20 protein-coding genes are annotated in these 21,388 nt (G+C 65.4%); 11 read left to right on the forward strand and 9 right to left on the reverse strand.

The genetic code is table 11. From position 1 onward, the window contains the following. Positions 1-188: 188 nt before the first annotated feature. Together ACVINW_RS26750 and ACVINW_RS26755 are read left to right on the forward strand one after the other, a co-directional pair. Complete coding sequence (locus tag ACVINW_RS26750) at positions 189-1,259, forward strand: hypothetical protein (protein ID WP_456754065.1); 1,071 nt, start codon at positions 189-191, stop codon at positions 1,257-1,259. 176 nt (positions 1,260-1,435) lie between these two features. Then, entirely contained in the window at positions 1,436-3,916 is a 2,481-nt protein-coding gene (locus ACVINW_RS26755; RefSeq protein WP_456754066.1) for a putative bifunctional diguanylate cyclase/phosphodiesterase, read from the forward strand. Between the two features lie 80 nt (positions 3,917-3,996). Here ACVINW_RS26755 and ACVINW_RS26760 read toward each other — a convergent pair whose 3' ends face one another. After that, positions 3,997-4,560, reverse strand: a complete 564-nt coding sequence (locus ACVINW_RS26760) for a nitroreductase family protein (protein ID WP_456754067.1) — start codon at positions 4,558-4,560, stop codon at positions 3,997-3,999. Between the two features lie 84 nt (positions 4,561-4,644). Next, positions 4,645-6,693 carry a threonine--tRNA ligase gene (gene thrS / locus ACVINW_RS26765; RefSeq protein WP_456754068.1) on the reverse strand — a complete coding sequence of 683 codons (2,049 nt, stop codon included), beginning with the start codon at positions 6,691-6,693 and terminating at the stop codon, positions 4,645-4,647. A 227-nt stretch (positions 6,694-6,920) separates the two neighbouring features. On the opposite strand from thrS, the gene ACVINW_RS26770 reads away from it, so the two are divergent. Next, a complete protein-coding gene (locus ACVINW_RS26770; RefSeq protein ID WP_456754069.1) occupies positions 6,921-8,237 on the forward strand; it encodes a hypothetical protein in 1,317 nt (438 codons plus the stop codon). 106 nt (positions 8,238-8,343) lie between these two features. Next, entirely contained in the window at positions 8,344-9,477 is a 1,134-nt protein-coding gene (locus tag ACVINW_RS26775) for an MFS transporter (RefSeq protein WP_456756509.1), read from the forward strand. Between the two features lie 9 nt (positions 9,478-9,486). Here ACVINW_RS26775 and ACVINW_RS26780 read toward each other — a convergent pair whose 3' ends face one another. Both ACVINW_RS26780 and yidD read right to left on the reverse strand, forming a co-directional pair. Beyond that, positions 9,487-9,654, reverse strand: coding sequence for a hypothetical protein (locus ACVINW_RS26780; RefSeq protein ID WP_456754070.1), 168 nt, complete (start codon positions 9,652-9,654; stop codon positions 9,487-9,489). A 114-nt stretch (positions 9,655-9,768) separates the two neighbouring features. Beyond that, the gene (yidD, locus tag ACVINW_RS26785) at positions 9,769-10,080 is read right to left on the reverse strand and encodes a membrane protein insertion efficiency factor YidD (protein ID WP_456754071.1); all 312 of its coding nucleotides are present in this window, start codon (positions 10,078-10,080) and stop codon (positions 9,769-9,771) included. 281 nt (positions 10,081-10,361) lie between these two features. Between yidD and ACVINW_RS26790 the strand changes: the two genes are divergently transcribed. Continuing rightward, on the forward strand, positions 10,362-11,279 hold the full coding sequence (locus ACVINW_RS26790; RefSeq protein ID WP_456754072.1) for a hypothetical protein: 918 nt from the start codon (positions 10,362-10,364) through the stop codon (positions 11,277-11,279). Between the two features lie 19 nt (positions 11,280-11,298). Here ACVINW_RS26790 and ACVINW_RS26795 read toward each other — a convergent pair whose 3' ends face one another. Further along, complete coding sequence (locus ACVINW_RS26795; protein WP_212015155.1) at positions 11,299-11,745, reverse strand: iron-sulfur cluster assembly scaffold protein; 447 nt, start codon at positions 11,743-11,745, stop codon at positions 11,299-11,301. A gap of 241 nt (positions 11,746-11,986) precedes the next feature. Between ACVINW_RS26795 and folE the strand changes: the two genes are divergently transcribed. From folE to ACVINW_RS26815, 4 genes are all read left to right on the forward strand, one after another. After that, a complete protein-coding gene (gene folE / locus ACVINW_RS26800; protein ID WP_456754073.1) occupies positions 11,987-12,682 on the forward strand; it encodes a GTP cyclohydrolase I FolE in 696 nt (231 codons plus the stop codon). A gap of 28 nt (positions 12,683-12,710) precedes the next feature. Further along, positions 12,711-13,139 (forward strand): phosphoribosyl-AMP cyclohydrolase, encoded by a 429-nt coding sequence (hisI, locus tag ACVINW_RS26805; protein ID WP_456754074.1) that lies wholly within the window; start codon positions 12,711-12,713, stop codon positions 13,137-13,139. Positions 13,140-13,254: 115 nt separating this feature from the next. Further along, the gene (locus tag ACVINW_RS26810; RefSeq protein WP_456756510.1) at positions 13,255-14,262 is read left to right on the forward strand and encodes a transglycosylase SLT domain-containing protein; all 1,008 of its coding nucleotides are present in this window, start codon (positions 13,255-13,257) and stop codon (positions 14,260-14,262) included. A gap of 311 nt (positions 14,263-14,573) precedes the next feature. Beyond that, a complete protein-coding gene (locus ACVINW_RS26815) occupies positions 14,574-15,755 on the forward strand; it encodes a DUF2336 domain-containing protein (protein WP_456754075.1) in 1,182 nt (393 codons plus the stop codon). Between the two features lie 69 nt (positions 15,756-15,824). Here ACVINW_RS26815 and ACVINW_RS26820 read toward each other — a convergent pair whose 3' ends face one another. The 3 genes from ACVINW_RS26820 to ACVINW_RS26830 all read right to left on the reverse strand — a co-directional run bounded on the left by ACVINW_RS26820 (position 15,825) and on the right by ACVINW_RS26830 (position 17,854). Continuing rightward, a complete protein-coding gene (locus ACVINW_RS26820; protein ID WP_456754076.1) occupies positions 15,825-16,403 on the reverse strand; it encodes an Hpt domain-containing protein in 579 nt (192 codons plus the stop codon). A 9-nt stretch (positions 16,404-16,412) separates the two neighbouring features. Continuing rightward, on the reverse strand, positions 16,413-16,958 hold the full coding sequence (locus ACVINW_RS26825) for a response regulator (RefSeq protein WP_279709728.1): 546 nt from the start codon (positions 16,956-16,958) through the stop codon (positions 16,413-16,415). A gap of 116 nt (positions 16,959-17,074) precedes the next feature. After that, on the reverse strand, positions 17,075-17,854 hold the full coding sequence (locus ACVINW_RS26830) for an NAD kinase (protein WP_456754077.1): 780 nt from the start codon (positions 17,852-17,854) through the stop codon (positions 17,075-17,077). A gap of 162 nt (positions 17,855-18,016) precedes the next feature. Between ACVINW_RS26830 and ACVINW_RS26835 the strand changes: the two genes are divergently transcribed. Next, positions 18,017-19,621: a S10 family peptidase gene (locus tag ACVINW_RS26835; protein ID WP_456754078.1), complete on the forward strand. Its 1,605-nt coding sequence runs from the start codon at positions 18,017-18,019 to the stop codon at positions 19,619-19,621. Positions 19,622-19,859: 238 nt separating this feature from the next. Here the strand turns inward: ACVINW_RS26835 and ACVINW_RS26840 are convergent, their stop codons facing one another. Further along, positions 19,860-20,741, reverse strand: a complete 882-nt coding sequence (locus tag ACVINW_RS26840) for a LysR substrate-binding domain-containing protein (protein ID WP_456754079.1) — start codon at positions 20,739-20,741, stop codon at positions 19,860-19,862. Positions 20,742-20,925: 184 nt separating this feature from the next. On the opposite strand from ACVINW_RS26840, the gene ACVINW_RS26845 reads away from it, so the two are divergent. Further along, complete coding sequence (locus tag ACVINW_RS26845) at positions 20,926-21,387, forward strand: (2Fe-2S)-binding protein (RefSeq protein WP_456754080.1); 462 nt, start codon at positions 20,926-20,928, stop codon at positions 21,385-21,387. The last annotated feature ends 1 nt before the right edge of the window (position 21,388 follow it).

Below are 21,388 nucleotides of genomic sequence, written 5' to 3' on the forward strand. Positions count from 1 at the left end.
CATGCCCCGGTGGTCCGCGGTAGGCAGGGAATGTGACTGGACCGCGACGCCAAGGCTGGCCCAAGGCTAACATTGGCTTGATCGGGCGGTTCCAAACCAGGGCGTGCGCCGGCAGGACCGTGACAAACCCTTGGACGCTCCCCGGACGAAGGCTTGAATTTGCCGCGTTTTCGTTGAAAAGCATGGTGATGACTTCGAGGGGCAACGGCATCGGCGGATGCGGGCGGGGCATGCGGCTTCGTCCGCTATTGGCGCTTGCGGCATTTTTGCTCGCCATGATCCCTGCTTCCGTATCGGCGCAGTTCTTCAGCGACCGGCCGCCCCCGATCCCGCCGGCTTCGGTGCCGGAGGTACCGACCGGCCCGGCGCTCAACCTGGCGCCGCCGTCCGGGGCCGGTTCGGGGCCGGTTCTGCCCGGTCCGCTGAGCCAGCCGACCATCGTCCAGCCCTCGATTGCGACCGTGCCGCCGGTGACCTCGCCGGCCGGATCCCCGACCGCAGGCCAGGCGGTGCTGGCGCTGACGGCGCGGTACGGCAAGGACCTGCCGGTCATCAATGCCGGGTTGGTCTGGCGGGTGTTCGCCGACAAGCCTGACGACAACGGCACCTACAAGCTGATCCGCGAGGAGCGCGGGGCGACGCCCAACCTCGTGCTGCCGCCCGGCAACTACGTGGTCCATGTCGCGCTCGGCCTCGTCAGCGCGGTGCGCGCCGTCAGCCTGAAGTCGGAGACCGATCGCGAGTCCTTTGTGCTGCCGGCCGGAGGCCTGCGGATCGAAGGCCGGGTCGGCTCGAGCAAGATCCCGGCCAACCAGATTTCGTTCGCGATCTACAAGGGCAGCCAGTTCGACGGCTCGGACCGCGGCCCATTGGTGCCCAACGTGTCCGCCGGCGACGTCGCGCTGCTGCCGGAGGGCACCTACTACATCGTCTCCAACTATGGCGATGCCAACTCGGTGGTGCGCTCCGACATCCGCGTCGCGGCGGGCAAGCTGACCGACGTCACCGTCACCCATCGCGCCGCGGTCATCACGCTCAAGCTGGTCAGCGAGAAGGGCGGCGAGGCGCTCGCCAACACCGCGTGGTCGGTGATCACGCCGGGCGGCGACGTGATCAAGGAATCGATCGGCGCGTTCCCGCGCGTCGTGCTGTCCGAAGGCGAGTATCGTGCGATCGCCAAGAACGAGGGCAAGGTGTTCGAGCGTCCGTTCAACGTCGTCAACGGCGTCGATGGCGAAGTCGAGGTCGTGGCGCGCTGAGGTCCGGCCGGGTTGCATTTCATGCAACCGTCATAGTCTCTAACGCCAACTAACCATCGCGCAAAGTTGAGCCGTCATAATCGCTCGCGATGACGCGCGGCCGCACTATTTTTACATGGCATTAAGCGGCGGCATGACTTGGATGCCACGGGGACTACGTTTGCGTGGGGCGCGCCATGGTCATGGCCAACAAGAAATCAAAGACATCGGCCAAGTTCAATTCAGAGATGTTCGCCGACGTTCCGGTGCTGCAACGCAAGTGGCAGGCCGCGGTTCGTCCCGGCGAGAAGCTGCCGCACTATGAGGACGTGATGCTCGGCAGCCTCGGCCGGCTCGCGGATCACATCGTGTTGCTGCGCGACGTCGATGGCGTGCTGTGCGCGTCCCATACCGGCCGCTACGTCCAGAGCTGGCTGAACGACGAACGCTGGGACATTCCGCTCAGCGCGCTGCCGCCGGACTGCGCCACCGCGCTGAGCGAAGCCGCCGCAAACGCGCGCGCGAACTGCCGGCCCTATCTTGCCTCGGCGCATTGCGTGCGCGATGGCCTGGTGCGGACCTTCGACGTGCTGGCGCTGCCGACGCGGTCGCGCTGGGGCGGTATCCTGGTCGGCGTCTACGTCAACGAGCGCAATGCGCAGTACAATCTTCTCGATACGATCTTCTCGGCCACCGACGAAGGCGTGCTGTCGCTCGCCGCGGTCCGCGACGCGCAGGGCGAGCCGGCCGATTTTCAGGTCGTGCATCTCAACCAGGGCGCCGCAAGGCTGCTGATGCAGCCGGCGACCGAATTGCTGTGGCGCAGACTCAGCGCCGGCGGCAATCCGCTGGCGGCGCCTGTGGTGATGGACCGTCTGCGCGGATTTGTCGGCAGCGGGCCCGGCGGGCAGTTCGAGATCGACAGCGGCGATCGCTGCCTGCGGCTCGGCGTCACGGCGTTCGGCGACATGCTGTCGCTCACGGTCTCCGACGTCACCGCGCTGAAGCAGCGCGAGGTGTCGTTCCGCCTGCTGTTCGAGAACAACCCGATGCCGATGTGGGTGTTCGACGCCGGCACGATGGAATTCCTCAGCGTCAACGACGCGGCCGTCCAGCACTATGGCTACAGCCGGGAGAGATTTCTCGGCATGACGCTGCGCGAGATTTGGCCCGTGGACGAGTGGAGCGTGCACAGCGCCGCGCTGCGCGAAATCGGCGACGTCTATCAATCGAGCCGCGATTGGCGGCACATCAGGGCCGACGGTACCGAGATCCATGTGCTGACCTTCGGACGCAAGGTGGCGTTCGAGGGGCGCGACGGCTATCTGGTCGCGGTGGTCGACATCACCGAGCGCCGCGCCGCCGAAGCGCGGATCGCGCATATGGCGCACCATGACGGCCTCACCAATTTGCCGAACCGCGACTTCTACCAGCAGCGCCTCGGCGAGGCGCTGGAGCGCGGCCGCTCCGGCAACAAGCGCGTCGCTGTGATGTGCGTCGACCTCGACCTGTTCAAGAACGTCAACGACTCCTTCGGGCATCCGATGGGCGACCGGCTGCTCAAGCTGGTGGCGGAGCGGCTGCGCGAGGCGGTTCGCGACGACAATGTGGCGGCGCGGCTCGGCGGCGACGAGTTCGCGATCGTGCTGGCCGACGACGTTTCGCCGAACGAGGCCAGCGCCTTCGCCGAACGGCTGATCGATGCCCTGAGCGCACCCTACAATATCGACGGGCTCGAAGTCGTGGTCGGCGCCAGCATCGGGATCGCACTGTCGCCGGGCGACGGCACGAGCTCGGAAGAACTGATGCGCAATGCCGATATGGCACTGTACCGCGCCAAGGCCGAGGGCGGCGGCGTGCACCACTTCTTCGAGCCGGAGATGGATCAGCAGGCGCAGAAGCGCCGCGACATGGAGCGCGACCTGCGCGCGGCGTTCAACAACGGCGAATTCGAGCTGCACTACCAGCCGCTGGTGGACATCGCAGCCGACCGCATCTCGGGCTTCGAGTCATTGCTGCGCTGGCGGCATCCGCAGAAGGGCATGGTCTCGCCCGCGGAGTTCATCCCGGTTGCCGAAGACATCGGCCTGATCGTAGCCCTCGGCGAGTGGGTGCTGCGCGAGGCCTGCGCCGAGGCGATGAAGTGGCCGGCCGACGTCAAGGTCGCAGTCAACCTGTCGCCGGTCCAGTTCCGCAGCCGCAATCTGGTCCAGGCCGTGATCTCGGCACTGGCGCATTCCGGTCTGCCGGCGCGCCGGCTCGAGCTCGAGATCACCGAGTCGGTTTTTCTCGCCGAGACCGAAGCCAACCTCGCGATCCTGCATCAGCTGCGCGAGCTCGGCGTCAGCATCTCGATGGACGATTTCGGCACCGGCTATTCCTCGCTGAGCTATCTGCGCAGCTTCCCGTTCGACAAGATCAAGATCGACCGCTCCTTCGTCAAGGACCTGGCGCAGCGCTCCGACTGCGTCGCGATCGTGCGCGCGATCTCCGGCCTCGGCCGCAGCCTCAAGATCACCACGACCGCGGAAGGCGTCGAGACGACCGACCAGCTCGACTGGCTGCGCGCCGAAGGCTGCAATGAGGTGCAGGGCTTCCTGTTCAGCGCCGCAAGGCCCGGACACGAGATCGCGGCCTTGTTGACCCGATTTGCGGAGCGCGCGTCGAAGGCGGCATAGCTGCGCGATGACGGCTTCGTAGCCCGGGTGAGCGAAGCGACACCCGGGAACGAGGGTCCCGCTACAAGGTCGCGCCCAGTCTAAAACCGCGTCACGATATCCGACAGCGCCGGGCGCGGGCGGTCCTCGCTCGGCTTGGTCGGCCGGCCGATGTGGATCAGCCCGGCGAGCTTCTCGTCCGGCTTGAGGCCGAGGCCGTCGAGCACGTCGCGGTCGAAGGCGAACCAGCCGGTCAGCCAGCAGGCGCCGTAGCCGAGCGCGGTGGCTGCGGTGACGATGTTCATCGCGCTCGCACCGGCCGACAATTCCTGCTCCCACGGCGGCACCTTGGGGTGCGGCTTGGTGAAGGAGACCACGCCGATCACCAGCGGCGCGTCGGTCAGCCGTTTCTTCTCGACCTCGATATCGGAGGCCGGCGCGCCCGGGTTCTTGCGGGCGAAGACTCTTGCGATCACGTCGCCGGCGCGTGCGCGGGCATCGCCCTCGAACACGATGAAGCGCCAGGGGGCGAGCTTGCCGTGATCGGGCACGCGCGCGCCGATCGTCAGGATGGTTTCGAGCTCGGCCGCGGACGGGCCCGGGCCGGTCATCTCGCGCGGTTTCATCGAGCGGCGTGTCTTCAGGAGTTCAATGGCATCGGGCACGGAAATGTCCTTCAAGGGGAGTCGTGCCCCCAAGATGGGGGCACGACCAAGCCTGCGAAAGCCAGTTTAGACCGATTATGAAGATCAGGCGGCGGATCGCGCCTGCTTCACGTCCGGCGGCGTCGCTTCATCCACCAGCGCGGCGATCGCCTCACTGGTCGGCATCACGGTCTGGCGCTCGCTGCCGAGGCGGCGGACCGAGACCGAATGGGTCTCGGCTTCCTTCTTGCCGACGACGAGCAGGGCCGGGATCTTGGCCAGCGAATGCTCGCGGACCTTGTAGTTGATCTTCTCGTTGCGCAGGTCGATCTCGACCCGCAAGCCCGCGCGGCGCGCCGCCGCCGCCACCACCTTGGCGTACTCGTCGCCTTCGGAGGTGATGGTCGTGACCACGACCTGCGTCGGCGCCAGCCAGAGCGGGAAGTTGCCGGCATAGTGCTCGATCAGGATGCCGATGAAGCGCTCCATCGAGCCGCAAATCGCGCGATGCACCATGACCGGTGCCTTCTTCGAGCCGTCGTGATCGATGTAGAACGCGCCGAACCGCTCCGGCAGGTTGAAGTCGACCTGGGTGGTGCCGCACTGCCAGTCGCGGCCGATCGCGTCGCGCAGCACATATTCGAACTTCGGCCCGTAGAACGCGCCTTCGCCGGGATTGATCTCGGTCCGGATCCGGTTGCTGCCCTTGGCCTTGATCTCCGACAGCACGGTGGCCATCACTCGCTCGGCGTGATCCCACATCTCGTCGGTGCCGACCCGCTTCTCCGGACGCGTCGAGAGCTTGACCGTGAGCTCGCCATCGAAGCCGAAATCGGCGTAGGTCGACAGGATCAGATCGTTGATCTTGAGACACTCCTCGGCGAGCTGCTGTTCGGTGCAGAACACATGGGCGTCGTCCTGGGTGAAGCCGCGCACCCGCATCAGACCGTGCATCGCGCCCGACGGCTCGTAGCGATGCACGACGCCGAACTCGGCGAGCCGCAGCGGCAGATCGCGGTAGCTTTTCAGCCCGTGCTTGAAGATCTGGACATGGCCCGGGCAGTTCATCGGTTTCAGCGCGAACCAGCGCTTGTCCTCGGCCTCGTCGCCGGCGGATTGCGCCGCGAACATGTTCTCGCGGTACCAGTCCCAGTGGCCCGAGGTCTCCCACAGCACCTTGTCGAGGATCTGCGGGGCGTTGACCTCGTTGTAGTCGCCGAGCAGCCGGCGCCGCATATAGGCGATCAGCTGCTGGAAGATGGTCCAGCCCTTCGGATGCCAGAACACCACGCCGGGGCCTTCCTCCTGGAAGTGGAACAGGTCGAGCTCGCGGCCGAGCTTGCGGTGGTCGCGCTTCTCGGCCTCCTCGATCTGCCTGAGATAGGCGTCGAGGTCTTCCTGCTTGGCGAACGCCGTGCCGTAGATGCGGGTCAGCATCGGATTGTTGGAATCGCCGCGCCAGTAGGCGCCGGCCACCTTCATCAGCTTGAAGGCGTTGCCGACCTTGCCGGTCGAGGTCATGTGCGGCCCGCGGCAGAGATCGAACCAGTCTCCCTGGAAGTAGATCTTGATCGGCTCGTTGCCGGGAATCGCGTCGACCAGCTCGACCTTGAAGGCCTCGCCCTTGTCGCGGAACACCTGTTTTGTTTTTTCGCGATCCCAAACCTCTTTCGTAAAGGGCTTGTCGCGTGCGATGATCTCGCGCATCCGCTTCTCGATCGCGGCGAAATCTTCCGGAGTGAACGGCTCGTTGCGGTAGAAGTCGTAGTAGAAGCCGTTCTCGATCACCGGACCGATCGTGACCTGGGTGCCCGGCCACAGCGACTGCACGGCCTCCGCCAGCACATGCGCGGCATCGTGCCGGATCAGTTCCAGCGCGCGCGGGTCTTCGCGGCCGATCAGTTCGATTTTGGCGTCGGCTTCGATCGGGTCGTTGAGGTCGGCGAGCGTGCCGTCGAGCGCCATCGCGACGGTGCGCTTGGCGAGCGAGGGCGAAATGCCCTTGGCGATGTCGAGGCCGGTGGTCCCTTTCGGGAAATCGCGCCTCGCTCCATCAGGGAAGGTGAGGGCGATCTTGTTCACAGGTTCTGCGGGCTTGAGGTTAGAGAGGCTGTATTGGAATCCGGATTCGGATTTGGGTGGCGTATCGGCCATGATGTCTCCTGTAGCTCACTCCTGCGAACGAGCGCAGGTAAGCGGAAAGCAGCGGTATAGCAGGGGATTTGACGCCTGCAATCCGGCAATATCAAGAAAATGGGCCGCCGGCCGCGCGGAATCGAGGCAGGCTCGCCTGCATCCGGGGCCGGCGAGCGTTGCGACGCTGCCGATCATCGTCTAACGTCCGGCGTCCATTTTCCGCCATCGCGCGATCCGCAAGGTTCATGTTTTCCCGTCTCCTGTTTTTCGTGGCGTTGCTTCTGATCCCGGGGACCTTGCGGGCGGAAGACACCCCGGTCGAGAAGGCCGGATTTGCGAAGAAGCTGACCGTCTATCTCGCCAAGGGACCGCCGAATGCTTGCGGCGCCGGTTGCGATCGCTGGATCGCGATCGAAGGCGAGATCGATCGGGAAGCCGCGCAGCGGATTCGCAGCTTCCTTTTTCCCATCAAGGACAGGCAGCTTCCGATCTATCTGCATTCGCCGGGCGGAAACGTCGAGCAGTCCTATGGGATCGCGCGGTTTCTGCGCGCACACAAGGCGATCGCCCGGATCGGCCGGACCACCGTGCCGGCCTGCTCCAAGGGCACGCAGGTCGATGCCGCCTGCCTGAAGATCAAGGCTGCGAAGGGCGAGGTCGAGGCCGAACTCACCACGCGCAACGCGATGTGCGTGTCAGCCTGCGCCTATCTGTTCCTGGGTGCGACCAACCGCGAGGTGGCGCCAGATTCGGTGGTCGGCGTCCACAATTCCAAGCTGATGTTCGTCGTCCACGGGCATCCATCTGCGCAGGTCGTCGCGGACTTCAGGCGGCGCGAGATGGTGAGCGCCGATCGCGATCGCGACCAGTTCCTGGCTGCGATGGGAATCAGTCATGAGCTCAGCGAACTGATCCGGAGCGTGAAGTTCGAGAACCTGCACGTGCTGACGCGGCCGGAGCTCTATCGATTTGGCATCGATACGCGGCCGCTGCCGGAAACGCTCTGGGCGGTGGAGAAGGAAGCGCGGCCCTATGTCCGCAAGATCGCGCAGGAGAAGAAGGGCGACGGCAGCGCATTCCGCATGATGGAGTGGCGGCTGTTCTGCGAGAACGGGGATCGCGGGCGGTTGATGTTCGTGCGCGAGTTCGACGAGGGCACTGCGGGCAAGAGCACGGTGGTGATGATGGCCGGCGCCGCCAAGACCGTGGCATTCGGCAGAGTGCCGGCGCGGTTTGGCAAATATGAGGTGTGGAGCGATTCGGTATCCTCGGACGCCGTCAAGGCGATGCTGGCGGCCCCGCATCTGCAGGTCGGCGAAAGTACGCTGGTGTCGGATGCCAAGTCGGACGGCAAGTCGGACGCTAAGTCCGATACCAAGTCCGACCCGCAGCCGAGCTTCGCGAAATTTGATATCGACACCACCGGGCTGGAGCAAGGATGGACGCAACTGCTGGCGTCGTGTCCGGCGGCGGTCGTCCGCCCGAAGCCTGCCGGCCCGTTTCCGCCGGTTGTTGTGTCGCCGAGCGTCAATGCGGCGCCGGTCGCGTCGCCCTCGCCATAGGCGCAAGAGGCGCCAAGTGATCACGTGCCATGCATTTAGATGCAGTTGCATTGATCTCGGAGTCTGCTAACACCGCGGCGTGAAACGCTTCGCTCCCACCGCATTGATGCTCGGCAACATCGTCACCGGCTGCTCGGTGCTGGCGCCGGCAGGCATGCTGGCGGAGTTGTCGGACGGGCTCGGCGTCACGATCCACACCGCGGGTCTTCTGATCACCTTCGGCGCCATCGTGCTGTGCGTGGGCTCGCCGGTGACCGCGTGGCTGACCAGCCGGCTCGAACGGCGCGCGTTGCTGACGGCGACGCTCTTGGTGCTGATGCTGACCAATGCGGCATCGGCCTTCGCGCCTGATTACAATAGTCTCCTGATCATTCGCCTGGTCATGCTCGCGGTCGGCGTGCTCTACACGCCGCAGGCGGCCGGCACTGCGGCGCTGATCGTGCCGGTGGAGAAGCGCGGCAGCACGATCGCCTACATCTTCCTCGGCTGGTCGCTTGCGGCTGCGATCGGGCTGCCGTTGATCACCTTCATCGCCAGCCGTTACGGCTTTCGCACGACCTATGGCGCGATCGCATTGACCGGGCTCGTGAGCTCGCTGCTGCTGTGGTGGCGGCTGCCCGGCAAGTTGCAAGGCGCGCCAGTCGACTTGCGGACCTGGGCCGAGCTCGGTCGCAATCCGACCGTCATCCTGCTGCTGTCGGTGACGACGTTGCAGATGTCCGGCCAGTTCGTGGTGTTCACCTTCATGGGGCCGCTGCTCGCCAAGCTGACCGGCGCCAATGCGGACGCCATCAGCATCGTGTTCGCGCTCTACGGCATCTTCGGCTTCGTCGGCATCGCGATCGCAACCCGCATCGTGGATTCCTGGGGCGCATGGAAGACGTCGGTGCTGTTCACCGCGATGCTGCTCGCCGGCGTCGCCGGCTGGGCGCTGAGCGCCGGCGCCTATGCACTGATGGCGGCCTCGGTTGCGGTGTGGGGGCTCGGCTTCGCGTCGACCAATTCGATGCAGCAGGTGCGCTTGGTCGGTGCCGCTCCGTCGCTCGCCTCGGCATCGGTCTCGCTCAATACCTCGGTGCTGTATATCGGCCAGGCTATCGGATCTGCGATCGGCGGATTGCTGTTCGCGCGCGAATGGCTGTATGGGGCGGGCTACGTGGCCACGGCCTTCGTTGCGGCGGCCCTGGTGGTGGTGGTCATCACACGGCCGCGCGCGGTGCGCACTGCCGCGGCCGAGTGAGCATGTGCCTCACCACTTCACGCTCTGGCTCGGCACGATGAATGCAGTCGTGCTCGGCTTGCTCGAATTGTGGGTGAAGTAGCCGTAGGCACCGACGATCAAGACGAGCAGGGCTAGCACCGCCAGCAAATCGATCTGCCGAGGATCATGACCATTGTGGCTGATTTTCCAGCGCATTGTTGTTTCCTCCCCAAAGGGGACCCCGAGGGCAGAGCAACAATGTGCAAGGTATCGCCACAGTTCCGCCGGACCAGCAATGCGCGCTGCGCTTGGAAGCGCCGCAGCAATCGATCAGGCGTCGTTGACGCCACGCCAGCGGCCGTAGCGCCAGGGCAGATACCAGTGCGCGCCCGGTGGCTTGGCCGCCGGTACGTTATCGATCCCCGACGTGCCCCACGGCTGGCAGCGCAGCAGCCGCGCCAGCGTCATCCATCCGCCGCCCCACAATCCGAAGCGCTCGATCGCCTCGTCGGCATAGACCGAGCAGGTCGGCAGATGCCGGCAGTTGTAGCCGATCAGCGGCGACAGTGTGTGCCGGTAAATCCAGATCAGGGCGCGGCCGAAATTGCGCGGCAAGCGGCGCGCGCTAGTGGCACAGTCCATGCTTCGCGGATGGGGGGAAGTTGAATGATCTGTCGACGGCATACGCAAGTATGTACGTAATCTTGCGGGGGTTCCAAGCGAAGGAACTGTTCAATTGCAGATATTTACGCCACAGTTCGTGATTATTGCACAGCGCAAATGGCGCTGCAGCGAGGGGCCTATGGACGGTCCAGGTCAGCAGCGCTACCGTTCCCATAACGCGCCGATGACGGAATCGTGGCGCAGTGCCATGGGGCCATTGCCACCGCTCGCATCACCAGGGCTCGGGGGAAGGAACCAAATTGAGGCTCGTTAAGTCGCTCTCGTTGCGCAGTTGGGCGCTCACCGGCGCCGTAGCTCTTTGCTTCGCAGTATCAGGCGCCGTCACGACGGCGGGAAGTTCCGCACGGGCGAGCTCCACCCTCGAAGAGCGCAAGCTGCCGATGAAGTTCAGCTGGGTCGCGTGCCAGCCGAATTGCCGGGGCTGGGTATCGGCGGTCGGTATCATCACCGCCGACAGCCCCAAGGACTTCGACGAGTTCGCGCGCAGCCGCCAGCTCAACGGCGCCACCATCGTGCTCGACTCCAGCGGCGGCTCGGTCAACGACGCGATCGCGCTCGGCCGCCGCTTCCGCGGTCTCGGTGCGCTGACCACCGTCGGCACCAGCGTCGTCAATCAGGCCGCGCAGGGCGACCGCGCCAGCGTGCTGCCGGATGCCTATTGCGAGTCGATGTGCGTGTTCCTGCTGTTGTCCGGCAAGACCCGCTACGTGCCACCGGCTGCCCATGTCCGCGTGCATCAGATCTGGATGGGCGACCGCGCCGACGACGCCAAGGCCGCAAGCTACACCGCACAGGACCTGATGATCGTCGAGCGCGATATCGGGCGCCTTGCCAAATACACCTTCGACATGGGCGGAGCCGGCGAGCTGCTGTCGCTCGCGCTCAGCGTACCGCCATGGGAAGACCTGCACGAATTGTCGGCGGCCGAATTGCGGCTGACCAATCTCGTCACCACGGATGCGGTTGCCGACGTGCTGCCGCGGCAGGACAATGCAACCCCCGTTGCCGAAGCGAAGCCGAAGAACAACGATCGCTTCGTGAGCAGCGCGATGGAGGGTGAGGCGTTGCCGCAGACCGCAAAGGCGACCAAGACCGCGGAGGCCGTCGCGCGGACCGGCGGCACCGCAGCGCCGGCGCCGGCCCAGCCGTCTCAGTAAATTCAGTCTGGCGACGGGCTTACGCCGGCTGCTTTGCCTTGGCCTCGATCTGGCCGATCGCGTCGACCACAGCATCGAAGGTCAACAGCGTCGAGGCATGACGAGCCTTGTAGTCGCGTACCGGCTCGAGCAGCGCGATGTCGGCCCATTTGCCGCCCTGCGGGGGCTGGCCATTTTCCTTCAGCATCTTGCGAACGGTCTCGCGCAAGTCGCGCAACTCGTCGGCGGTGGAGCCCACCACGTGGCTCGCCATGATCGAGGAGGAGGCCTGGCCGAGCGCGCAGGCCTTCACGTCATGGGCGAAGTCGGTCACCACTGGACCGTCCATCTTGAGGTCGACCTTGACGGTCGAACCGCACAATTTCGAGTGCGCGGTGGCGCTGGCGTCGGGGTCGGCGAGCCGTCCGAGGCGCGGAATATTGCCGGCCAACTCGATGATCCGCTTGTTGTAAATGTCGTTCAGCATGGGGACAGAAGCCTGGTTCCGGCCGAGCCGGGCGCTCTTGGCGGCTGGGTTTCACCGTCCTATATATGGACGGCAGCGCCGGAAACATAGCCCGGCCATGCAACCACCGCGGCCCACATACGCCACGATGGTGCGACAAGAATGGGACTCAGGCGCCCGGCGGGTTCAATGATCCGCCCCGTCTGCCCGGTGACACATCCGGACCTGCGGCAGATGCCAGGGCCGGTCGAACGGAGAAGACATGGACGCCTTGATCAAACCGATTCGCCCCAACAAGCCGGCTGACGCCAAGACATCTGACGTTAAGTCCAGCGAGCTCGACCCTTCAGAATTCATGGCGGCGGCCGTCCGTGCCGACCAGCCGCGCCCGTCGCGGGCGGAAGCCGAGGACGCCGTCAAGACGCTGCTCGCCTATATCGGCGAGAACACCGGCCGCGAGGGCCTGCTCGACACGCCCCGCCGCGTCGTCGAGGCCTATGACGAGCTCTATCAGGGCTACCATCAGTGCCCGGCCGAGGTGCTCAACCGCACCTTCGGCGAGACCGCCGGCTACGACGATTTCGTGCTGGTGCGCGACATCGAGTTCACCTCGCAATGCGAACATCACATGATGCCGTTCTATGGCAAGGCGCATATCGCCTATACGCCGGTGGAGCGCGTCGTGGGCTTGTCCAAGCTGGCGCGGCTGACCGACATCTTCGCGCGTCGTCTGCAGACCCAGGAGCATCTCACCGCGCAGATTGCCGCGGTGATCGACGAGGTGCTGAAGCCGCGCGGCGTTGCGGTGCTGATCGAGGCGGAGCATACCTGCATGTCGGTGCGCGGAGTCGCCAAGCATGGCGCGTCGACCTTCACCAGCCGGTTCACCGGCATGTTTCGCGACAATCCAGCGGAGCAGCAGCGTTTCCTGTCCCTGGTGCGAGGACCGAACCGGTAACCTCGCACTGTCCTGAGCGAGGTTCTCCGTGTCCGCATCGACCCACGATCACGATCGCGAAGAGGGGCTGGCGTTCCAGCCCAAATTCGACGCGACCGGTCTTGTGACCTGCGTCGCGACCGATGCCGCGACCGGCGAGGTGCTGATGGTCGCGCACATGAACGACGAAGCCCTGCGCAAGACCATCGCGACCGGCGAAGGCTGGTACTTCAGCCGTTCGCGCAATGCGCTGTGGCGCAAGGGCGAAAGCTCGGGCCAGACACAGCGCGTGGTCGAGATCCGGATGGATTGCGATCAGGATGCGGTGTGGATCAAGGTCGAGCAGATCGGCGCCGCCTGCCACACCGGACGGCGCTCCTGCTTCTATCGCGCGGTGAAGGGCGAGGGCGGCGAGATCAGCCTGTCCTTTGTCGATGCCGATCGGCTGTTCGATCCGGCGCAGGTCTATCGGACGTAACAGCGGCCGCCGACTTGCTCGGGATAGCCGTTCTTAACGCCGCGTTAACCATAATTACGGCAGGTTAACGGGATGTGGGTGCCGATTGCCGGCACCCGGCAAGGCACCCGGACAGATGGCGGTCGACCTCTCCATTGCGACGGCTTCGGCAGGTGTCGATCCGTCGCGCCTGAAGGTCGCGAGCTCGATCAAGCAGGCGGCCGCGACCACCGGCACGAGCTTCGAATACCTGCTCACCACCGCGAAGATGGAATCCAATTTCAATCCGCGGGCCGGCGCCACCACCTCGTCGGCGCATGGGCTTTATCAGTTCATCGACCAGACCTGGCTCGGCACCGTCAAGGAAGCCGGGAGCCAGCTCGGCTACGGCCAATATGCCGACGCCATCACCAGGAATTCCGACGGCAGTTATTCGGTCAGCGATCCCTCCGCACGGAGCGCGGTGATGAAGCTGCGCGACGATCCGGATGCGGCGTCGTCGATGGCGGCGGTGCTGACGCAATCCAACAGCTTCAAGCTCACCGGCACGCTCGGCCGTCGTCCGACCGATGCCGAGCTGTACATGGCGCATTTCATGGGCGTCGGCGGTGCCGGCAAGCTGATCTCGAGCGCCGAGGACAGCCCGAGCGCCAATGCGGCGACGATGTTCCCGAAGGCGGCGGCGGCGAACCAGTCGATCTTCTACGACAAGTCGGGCAGCGCGCGCAGCGTCAGCCAGGTCTATTCGGTGCTGACCACGCGCTACGCCGCGGCGGCGAATTCGACCGACACCCGCACCGCCTACGCCGCGGCGGGCGGCGGCGATACCATGAGCCCGTACGCGATCGCAAGCGCGGCGCCGACACAGGCGCCGGCCACCGACACCGCGTCGTTCCTCTCGAGCTTCCCGAGTGCCCGAACGGTCACGCCGACCGGTGCGGGCGCGACTTCCGCATCGACGCAGTCGGCGCCGGCCTTCCGCTCGCTCTACCAGGTCGGCGACCGCTCGGAGCCGATCTCGCCCGCGGTGCAGGAACTGTGGGGCAATTCCGGCTCGCTGACGGCGTCGGCGACGCCAAAGGTCCGCGCGCCCGGGCGGCTCGATCTGTTCAGCGATCCCAGCGGCAGCTACAGCAGCAGTTAGCTGATCGGATCAGCCCCGCTATCAACCGATTCCAAAATACCGAAGAACAACCCCATGCAAAGGAGCCGGCGCGGGTCGTCGTCGGCCGAATGACGACTTGACATGTCGGGCAAATCAGCGCCACACTTCCATTATTCCGAAATTGTGCAAACGTCCTACCGTTGGCGCCGAGCCCCGGGGGCGAGCCGTCTTAACGAAACGTCAATAATCCCAAACGTTTATGGTGAACCCTTTGTTAAGCGTCATGGTTTATTTTTCCTTGTAGTGGCGTCGTATGTCGATGCCGTTTCGTTGCGTAAGCCGGCAGGACCATGATCGTTCGGCAGTTCATTAGTTGGATTAGGACCGCTCCGGCAGGCGAGCGGGCAGAGGCGACGCGGGCGTTGGCCCGGGCCTGGCTCATTTCAGATCTCACCGAGGACGACCGCATCGCGGCCGAAGGCGCGCTGCTGATGCTGCTCGACGACCCGTCGCCGCTGGTGCGCCAGGCGATGGCCGAGGTGTTCGCCCACAGCACGGAGGCGCCGGCCGCGATCGTGCAGGCGCTGTCGGCCGATCAGCCGGCGATCGCGCTGCCGGTGCTGGAGCATTCGCCGCTCCTGATCGATGCCGACCTGGTCGACATCGTCGCGACTGGCTCCGACGAGATGCAATGCGCGATCGCGCGCCGGATCAATCTGCCGGCCTCGGTTGCAGCGGCGATCGCCGAGGTCGGTTCGGCCGCGGCCGCGCTCGAGCTGATCGAGAATCCCCATGCGGGCCTGGCGCCGTTCTCCTGGGACCGCATCGTCGAACGCCACGGCCATCTCGCGGCCATCAGGGAATCGATGCTGGCGCTGGAAGACCTGCCGTCCGCGACGCGGCTGGCGCTGGTCGCAAAGCTCTCCGATACGCTGGCGCAATTCGTCGTGGCGCGAAACTGGCTCGGCGCCGATCGCGCCGACCGCATTGCCGGCGAGGCCAAGGAGCGCTCGACGGTGAACATCGCCGCGCGCGCCTTCGGCGACGACATGCAGAATCTGATCACGCATCTGCGCGCCACCGGTCAACTCACCGCCGGGCTGATCCTGCGCGCGCTGCTCTCCGGCAATCTCGATCTGTTCGGAGCTGCGCTCGCCGAACTGTCCGGGCTGCCCTATGGCCGCGTCTCCGCGCTGCTGAACGACCGCGGCGGCAACGGCTTGCAGGCGCTGCTGCGCCGCGCCGGCCTGCCGGAATCCACTTACGCCGCGTTCCGCGTCGCACTCGAGGCCAGCCATGAGGTCGGCTATGTCGACAGCGGCGACGGCGCGGCGCGACTGCATCGCCGCATGGTCGAGCGCGTGCTGACCCGTTGCGAGACCGATCATTCGGCGGCCGAGCCGCTGTTGATCCTGCTGCGCCGCTTCGCGACGGAATCGGCTCGCGAGGACGCGCGGATGTTCTGCGAGGAGCTCGCCGCCGAAGACGCGATCGCAGTGCTGCCCCACGACGACGATCTCATCGCGGCCTGAGAGGGCCGCGTTTCCAGCAAATGATAGATGTTTGAGAGGCTGCCGTAACGCGGGCAGCCGGCAGCAGCGCTATTCGCCGGGCACGATGCTCGGCGCGAGGATGGCCTCGAGATGCTCGGGCCGGTCGCGGTTGGCGTGGGTCAGGAATTCATCGGCGATGCCGCGGAGCTGCTTGCTCAGCACGCCGGCGACAACAGCAGTGTCGAGCTTGGTGCGGTTGCGCACGATCGCCTGCACGGCGTTGATGTGATGGGCAATCAATTGAGACGGCACCGCGGAAAGATCCGGCGCGTGCTCGATGATGCGGCACAGGCTCTCGGCCGCCGCCGCAGCGGAGGGATAGCCGAACGTCGCGGCATCGCCCTTGATGTCGTGCGCGGCGCGGAACAGTTCCTCGCGGGTCTTGTCGTTGAAGCCCTCGCGCAGCACGGTGGCATGGGCGGCGGAGAGGCGGTCGGCCTCGATCGTCATCCATTCCTTGAACTCGCCCGACAGCCCGGCGAGCGCCTTTTCGGCGCGGCCCACGGGATCGTCGAGATCGCTTTCGGGGACGCGCAGCAGCATCTTGCGCAGCGGGTTCGGCTGCGTGATCACGTGGTGCGTGCCGAAGCTCTTGACCTCGATCGTCCCAGGTTTGTCTTTCGCCATGGCGATATCCTAAATAGACGAGCGCGCCTTTTCGAGCAGCGACGGCTGTTGCAGCACCTCGACCTCGCCGCTGCCGCGGCGCTCGGGGCCAATGTAAGTGTTGGTGGTGTTGCGGCGGCGGTCGGGGCCGAAATAGGTCTTGGTCTTGATGAACGGGCGCGGATTGGCGACCACGTTCATGATGCGCTGGTAGAGGCCCTTGGCCGAGATCGGCTTGGCCAGGAATTCGGTGACGCCGGCATCGCGCGCCACGGTGACGCGGCGCTTCTCGGAATGGCCGGTCAGCATGATGATCGGCGCGTAGGGATTGCCCTTGGATTCCGGCTGCCGGATCATCTGCGCGAGCTCGAGCCCGTCGAAGATCGGCATCGACCAGTCGGTGATCACGATGTCGGGCACATAGTGCGTGTACATCTCGAGCGCGGTGGCGCCGTCCTCGGCCTCATAGACTTCGCGCGCGCCGAACGAATGCAGGAGCGTCCGCAGGATGCGGCGCATGTGCGGATTGTCGTCGCAAATCAAGAACCGCAGCTTGTTGAAATCAATGCGATACATGGTCCGGTCCCGAAGGGGCATACCGGGCCAAACGCGGTATTACCCGACGTTAACCATATCCCGCCCGGAGTTAATGATTGGTTGCCGCAAGGGAGCAGGAGCGGCGCGCGGCACCGTCAGTAGCCGAACTGCTCGCGCAGGATGCGCTCTTCCAGCGAGTGGCCGGGATCGAACAGCATCCGCATCGCGATCGTCTTGTCGGAGAGGATCTCGACCCGGCGGACGTCGCGCACCTCGTCATGGTCGGCGACCGCGGCGACCGGGCGCTTCTCGCCCTCGATCACCTCGATCACCACGAAGGCGGAGTTCGGCAGCAGCGCGCCGCGCCAACGCCGCGGCCGGAACGCGCTGATCGGGGTCATCGCCAGGAGCGCCGCATTGATCGGCAGGATCGGGCCCTGGGCCGAGAGGTTATAGGCGGTCGATCCGGCCGGCGTCGCCACCAGGATGCCGTCGGCCATCAGCTCGGGCATCCGCTCGTGCTCGTCGATCAGGATGCGCAGCTTGGCGACCTGGTAGGTCTGCCGGAACAGCGCCACCTCGTTGATGGCGTGATGCAGATGCACGGCGCCGTGGATGTCGGTCGCGCGCATCAGAAGCGGATTGATCAGCGACTCCCGCGCGGCGGCAAGCCGGGTGCGCAGATCATGCGTCGAATATTCGTTCATCAGGAAGCCGACGGTGCCGCGATGCATGCCGTAGATCGGCTTGTTGCTGCGCATGTTGGCGTGCAGCGTCTGCAGCATCAAGCCGTCGCCGCCGAGCGCAACCACGACATCGGCATCGGCCGGGAGATGGTTGCCGTACATTGCGGTCAGCTCAACCAGCGCGGTCTGCGCTTCCGCGCTCGCACTGGCGACAAAGGCGATCTTGTCATACCGCTTGGGGCTAGCCATCGCTCACGAACTCGTTTGGCCCGGAATACGCCGCGCTCGTCTATACATCCCCGGCGACCTTGTCGAGATGGTCCGGGAACGAACCACATGCCATACCGGTGTCGCCAAGCTACCGCAGTTTAAGGGTGGAATGCGTAAACGCCGGCCCAGGGAGTGAACAGCATGGCTAACAGTTTTGCGACACGGCTCGCCGCGGCGTTGTTGGTGGCCTGCCTCGCAACCGCTGTGAGGGCCGAGGACGAGGCCCCGCAGCCATCGCCGTCGCCGAGTGTGCAGATGCCAAACGGTCAGAACCCGAGCAGCCAGAACCCAGGCGGCCAGAAGGGGCGGGCCGGGCGCGGCGAGACGGGGGCTGGCGCCAACGCGCCGGCCAACGCATCGACCGCCGAGCAACACCGCCTGCCGCCGGATTCCACCACGAAGCAATCGGTGGCGCTGCCTGGTCGTACGCTGACCTTCAGCGCGACCGCGGGCTCGATCCGCGTGTTCGACGACAAGGGCGAACCGCTCGCCGACATCGCCTACACCTCCTACCAGCTCGACGGCGCCGACAAGGCGAACCGCCCGGTGACGTTCCTGTTCAACGGCGGTCCGGGCTCCGCGTCGGCCTGGCTGCAATTCGGCAATGTCGGGCCGTGGCGGCTGTCGTTCGATGGCGATGGCGCGGTGTCCTCGGCCTCGCCCGATCTGCAACCCAATGCCGACACCTGGCTCGATTTCACCGATCTCGTCTTCATCGATCCGGTCGGCACCGGCTACAGCCGCTTCGTCACCACGTCCGAGGAGGCGCGCAAGCGTTTCTTCAGCGTCGATGGCGATGCCAATTCGGTCGCGCTGGTGATCCGCCGCTGGCTGGAGAAATACGACCGGCTGACCTCGCCGAAATATGTCACCGGCGAGAGCTATGGCGGCATTCGCGGGCCCAAGGTGGTGCGCAATCTGCAAATGCAGCAGGGCGTCGGCCCGCGCGGCCTGGTGTTGATCTCGCCGGTGCTGGATTTCCGCGAATACACCGGATCGAGCATCCTGCAATATGTCGCGAGCCTGCCGACCATGACGGCGGTCGCACGCCAGGCCAATGGACCGGTGACGCGCGAGGATCTCGCCGACGTCGAACGCTATGCGCAAGGCGATTTCCTGCTCGATCTCATCAAGGGGCAGGCCGACACCGAGGCCACCACGCGGCTCGCCGACAAGGTCGCAAGCTTGACCGGGATCGATCAGGCGGTGAGCCGCCGGCTCGCCGGCCGGTTCGACATCGGCGAATTCCGCCGCGAGTTCGATCGCAAGAACGGCAAGGTGACCGGTCGCTACGACGCCTCGGTCGAGGGTTTCGATCCCTATCCGGATTCGAGCTACTTCCATTTCAACGACCCCTCCGGCGATCCCCTGATGGCGCCGCTGACCAGCGCCGCGGTCGACCTCACCACGCGCAAACTGAACTGGCGGCCGGACGGCTCCTATCAGCTGCTCAGCGAAAGCGTGAACAAGGCATGGGAGTTCGGCCATGGCATCAATCCGGCGGAGTCGGTGACGCAGCTGCGCCAGATGCTGGCGCTAGATCCGAAGCTGAAACTCTTGATCGGCCACGGCCTGTTCGATCTCGCAACGCCATACTTCGCCTCGAAGATCATCCTCGATCAATTGCCCGCCTTCGCGGGTCCGAGCCGCACCCGGCTCGTGGTCTATCCCGGAGGCCACATGTTCTACTCCCGCGACGGCTCCCGCCAGGCATTCCGCAAGGAGGTCGAGGCGCTGATGCGGTGAGAGGGGTCTGGCGAGTTAGCGAGGATGGTTCTCGATTGCATGGCCACCACCGCCGGTGTCATCACCCGCGAAAGGTCGTGCTTGAGCCGAGGGGCCGCGGCGTACTGGATCGCCCGGTCCCGTCTTCGCCAAGGCTTCGACGGGCTTGCGGTCTTGGGCTCGCCGAAGCTTCAGCGGAGGCGGCGAGCCGGGCGATGACAGCTGAAGACGAGGACAGCTTCGCGTTCTCGCGACATGATTAGCCATAGGTCTCCACGATGAAGTCGATCAGTGCCCGCAGCTTTGGCGTCATCTTGCGGTGCTTCGGCCACAGGATCTGGCGCGCGCGGGCCTGTGTCGTGTAGTTCGGCAGCAGCACCTGGAGCCGGCCCGCGGCGATGTCGTCGGCCAGCAGCTCGTCGCGCATCAGCACGATGCCGGCGCCGGCGAGCGCCGCGTAGCGGATGCCGAACGCGCTGTTGATGAACAGGCGGCTCGTGACATCGACATGCACTTCGCCTTGCGGCCCGAGGAAGCTCCATCGCTGCCCGTCGGACCACCCGGGATAACGCAGGCATTCATGGTGCGCGAGGTCAGCCGGATGGATCGGCGTGCCGCGTTCGGCGAGATAGCCGGGCGCGGCGCACACCACGGCCGTGTAGGGCGACAGCGAGCGCGACATCATGCTGGAGTCGGTCAGCGTGCCGACGCGGATCGCGGCATCGAGCCCTTCCTCGAGCAGGTCGACCATCCTGTCGCTGAGGATGAGGTCGACCGACACTTCCGGATATCGCTTCATGAAGCGGACCAGCGCGGGCGCCAGGCTGTACGATCCGAAGGCGACCGAGGTCGCCACGCGCAGCTTGCCGCGCGGCGCGCTCAGAGCCTCCTCGACCAGCGCATCGCCGGCCTCGGCCTGCTCCAGCAGCTGCTTGCAATGATCGAGATAGCTGCGGCCGAGCTCGGTGAGGCCCTGTCGTCGCGTCGACCGGTTGATCAATTGCGAACCGAGCCGGTCCTCGAGAAAACGGATATGCTTGCCGATCATGGTCGGCGACATCCGCAATTCCTTGGCAGCCGCGGTGAAGGAGCCGAGATCCGCGACGCGGGCGAACACGGACATGCTGGTCAGTCGATCCATGATTATAAACCAATGGTTATTTCATTGTGGACCAAAGCGCCGCTTATGAGGCGTAAGATTTCTATTTATTACCATAAGTGAGCAATCGGCGCGATGATGCATTCGACTGCTTCGAAATACCGCCGAATTCGCCCCGAGGGACGCGATCCCGCGCGAGGGCTCGAACCAGGACAGGAGTGTCAGGATGCCTTTCCAGATCACGATCAACGGGACCAGTCATCAGGTCGATGCCGACGGCGACACGCCGCTGCTGTGGGTGCTGCGCGACGTGCTCGGCATGACCGGCACCAAGTTCGGCTGCGGCATGGCGCTGTGCGGTGCCTGCACGGTGCATCTCGATGACGCCGCGGTGCGCTCCTGCATCACGACGATCGACAGCATCGGCGACTCCAAGATCACGACCATCGAGGCGGTCGGCGGCACGCCGGCCGGCAGGAAGATCCAGGACGCATGGCTCGCGCATGAGGTGCCGCAATGCGGCTACTGCCAGTCAGGGCAGATCATGTCGGCGGCGGCCTTGCTGGCCGGCAAGCCGAAGCCGACCGATGCGGATATCGACGATGCGATGTCGGGCAACATCTGCCGCTGCGGCACCTATGTGCGCATTCGCGAAGCCATCAAGCAGGCCGCGCAGTCGGGAGGTTGAG

This window comes from Bradyrhizobium sp. USDA 4461, from assembly GCF_054055655.1.

Coding starts and splice junctions, on each gene's coding strand:
- ACVINW_RS26770 (WP_456754069.1), top strand. CDS start 6,921: ATGTTTTCCCGTCTCCTGTTTTTCGTGGCGTTGCTTCTGATCCCGGGG.
- ACVINW_RS26845 (WP_456754080.1), top strand. CDS start 20,926: ATGCCTTTCCAGATCACGATCAACGGGACCAGTCATCAGGTCGATGCC.
- thrS (WP_456754068.1), bottom strand. CDS start 6,693: ATGGCCGATACGCCACCCAAATCCGAATCCGGATTCCAATACAGCCTC.
- ACVINW_RS26840 (WP_456754079.1), bottom strand. CDS start 20,741: ATGGATCGACTGACCAGCATGTCCGTGTTCGCCCGCGTCGCGGATCTC.
- ACVINW_RS26795 (WP_212015155.1), bottom strand. CDS start 11,745: ATGCTGAACGACATTTACAACAAGCGGATCATCGAGTTGGCCGGCAAT.
- folE (WP_456754073.1), top strand. CDS start 11,987: ATGGACGCCTTGATCAAACCGATTCGCCCCAACAAGCCGGCTGACGCC.
- ACVINW_RS26810 (WP_456756510.1), top strand. CDS start 13,255: ATGGCGGTCGACCTCTCCATTGCGACGGCTTCGGCAGGTGTCGATCCG.
- ACVINW_RS26775 (WP_456756509.1), top strand. CDS start 8,344: ATGCTCGGCAACATCGTCACCGGCTGCTCGGTGCTGGCGCCGGCAGGC.
- yidD (WP_456754071.1), bottom strand. CDS start 10,080: ATGGACTGTGCCACTAGCGCGCGCCGCTTGCCGCGCAATTTCGGCCGC.
- ACVINW_RS26750 (WP_456754065.1), top strand. CDS start 189: ATGACTTCGAGGGGCAACGGCATCGGCGGATGCGGGCGGGGCATGCGG.
- ACVINW_RS26820 (WP_456754076.1), bottom strand. CDS start 16,403: ATGGCGAAAGACAAACCTGGGACGATCGAGGTCAAGAGCTTCGGCACG.
- ACVINW_RS26830 (WP_456754077.1), bottom strand. CDS start 17,854: ATGGCTAGCCCCAAGCGGTATGACAAGATCGCCTTTGTCGCCAGTGCG.
- ACVINW_RS26780 (WP_456754070.1), bottom strand. CDS start 9,654: ATGCGCTGGAAAATCAGCCACAATGGTCATGATCCTCGGCAGATCGAT.
- ACVINW_RS26825 (WP_279709728.1), bottom strand. CDS start 16,958: ATGTATCGCATTGATTTCAACAAGCTGCGGTTCTTGATTTGCGACGAC.
- ACVINW_RS26815 (WP_456754075.1), top strand. CDS start 14,574: ATGATCGTTCGGCAGTTCATTAGTTGGATTAGGACCGCTCCGGCAGGC.
- ACVINW_RS26835 (WP_456754078.1), top strand. CDS start 18,017: ATGGCTAACAGTTTTGCGACACGGCTCGCCGCGGCGTTGTTGGTGGCC.
- ACVINW_RS26755 (WP_456754066.1), top strand. CDS start 1,436: ATGGTCATGGCCAACAAGAAATCAAAGACATCGGCCAAGTTCAATTCA.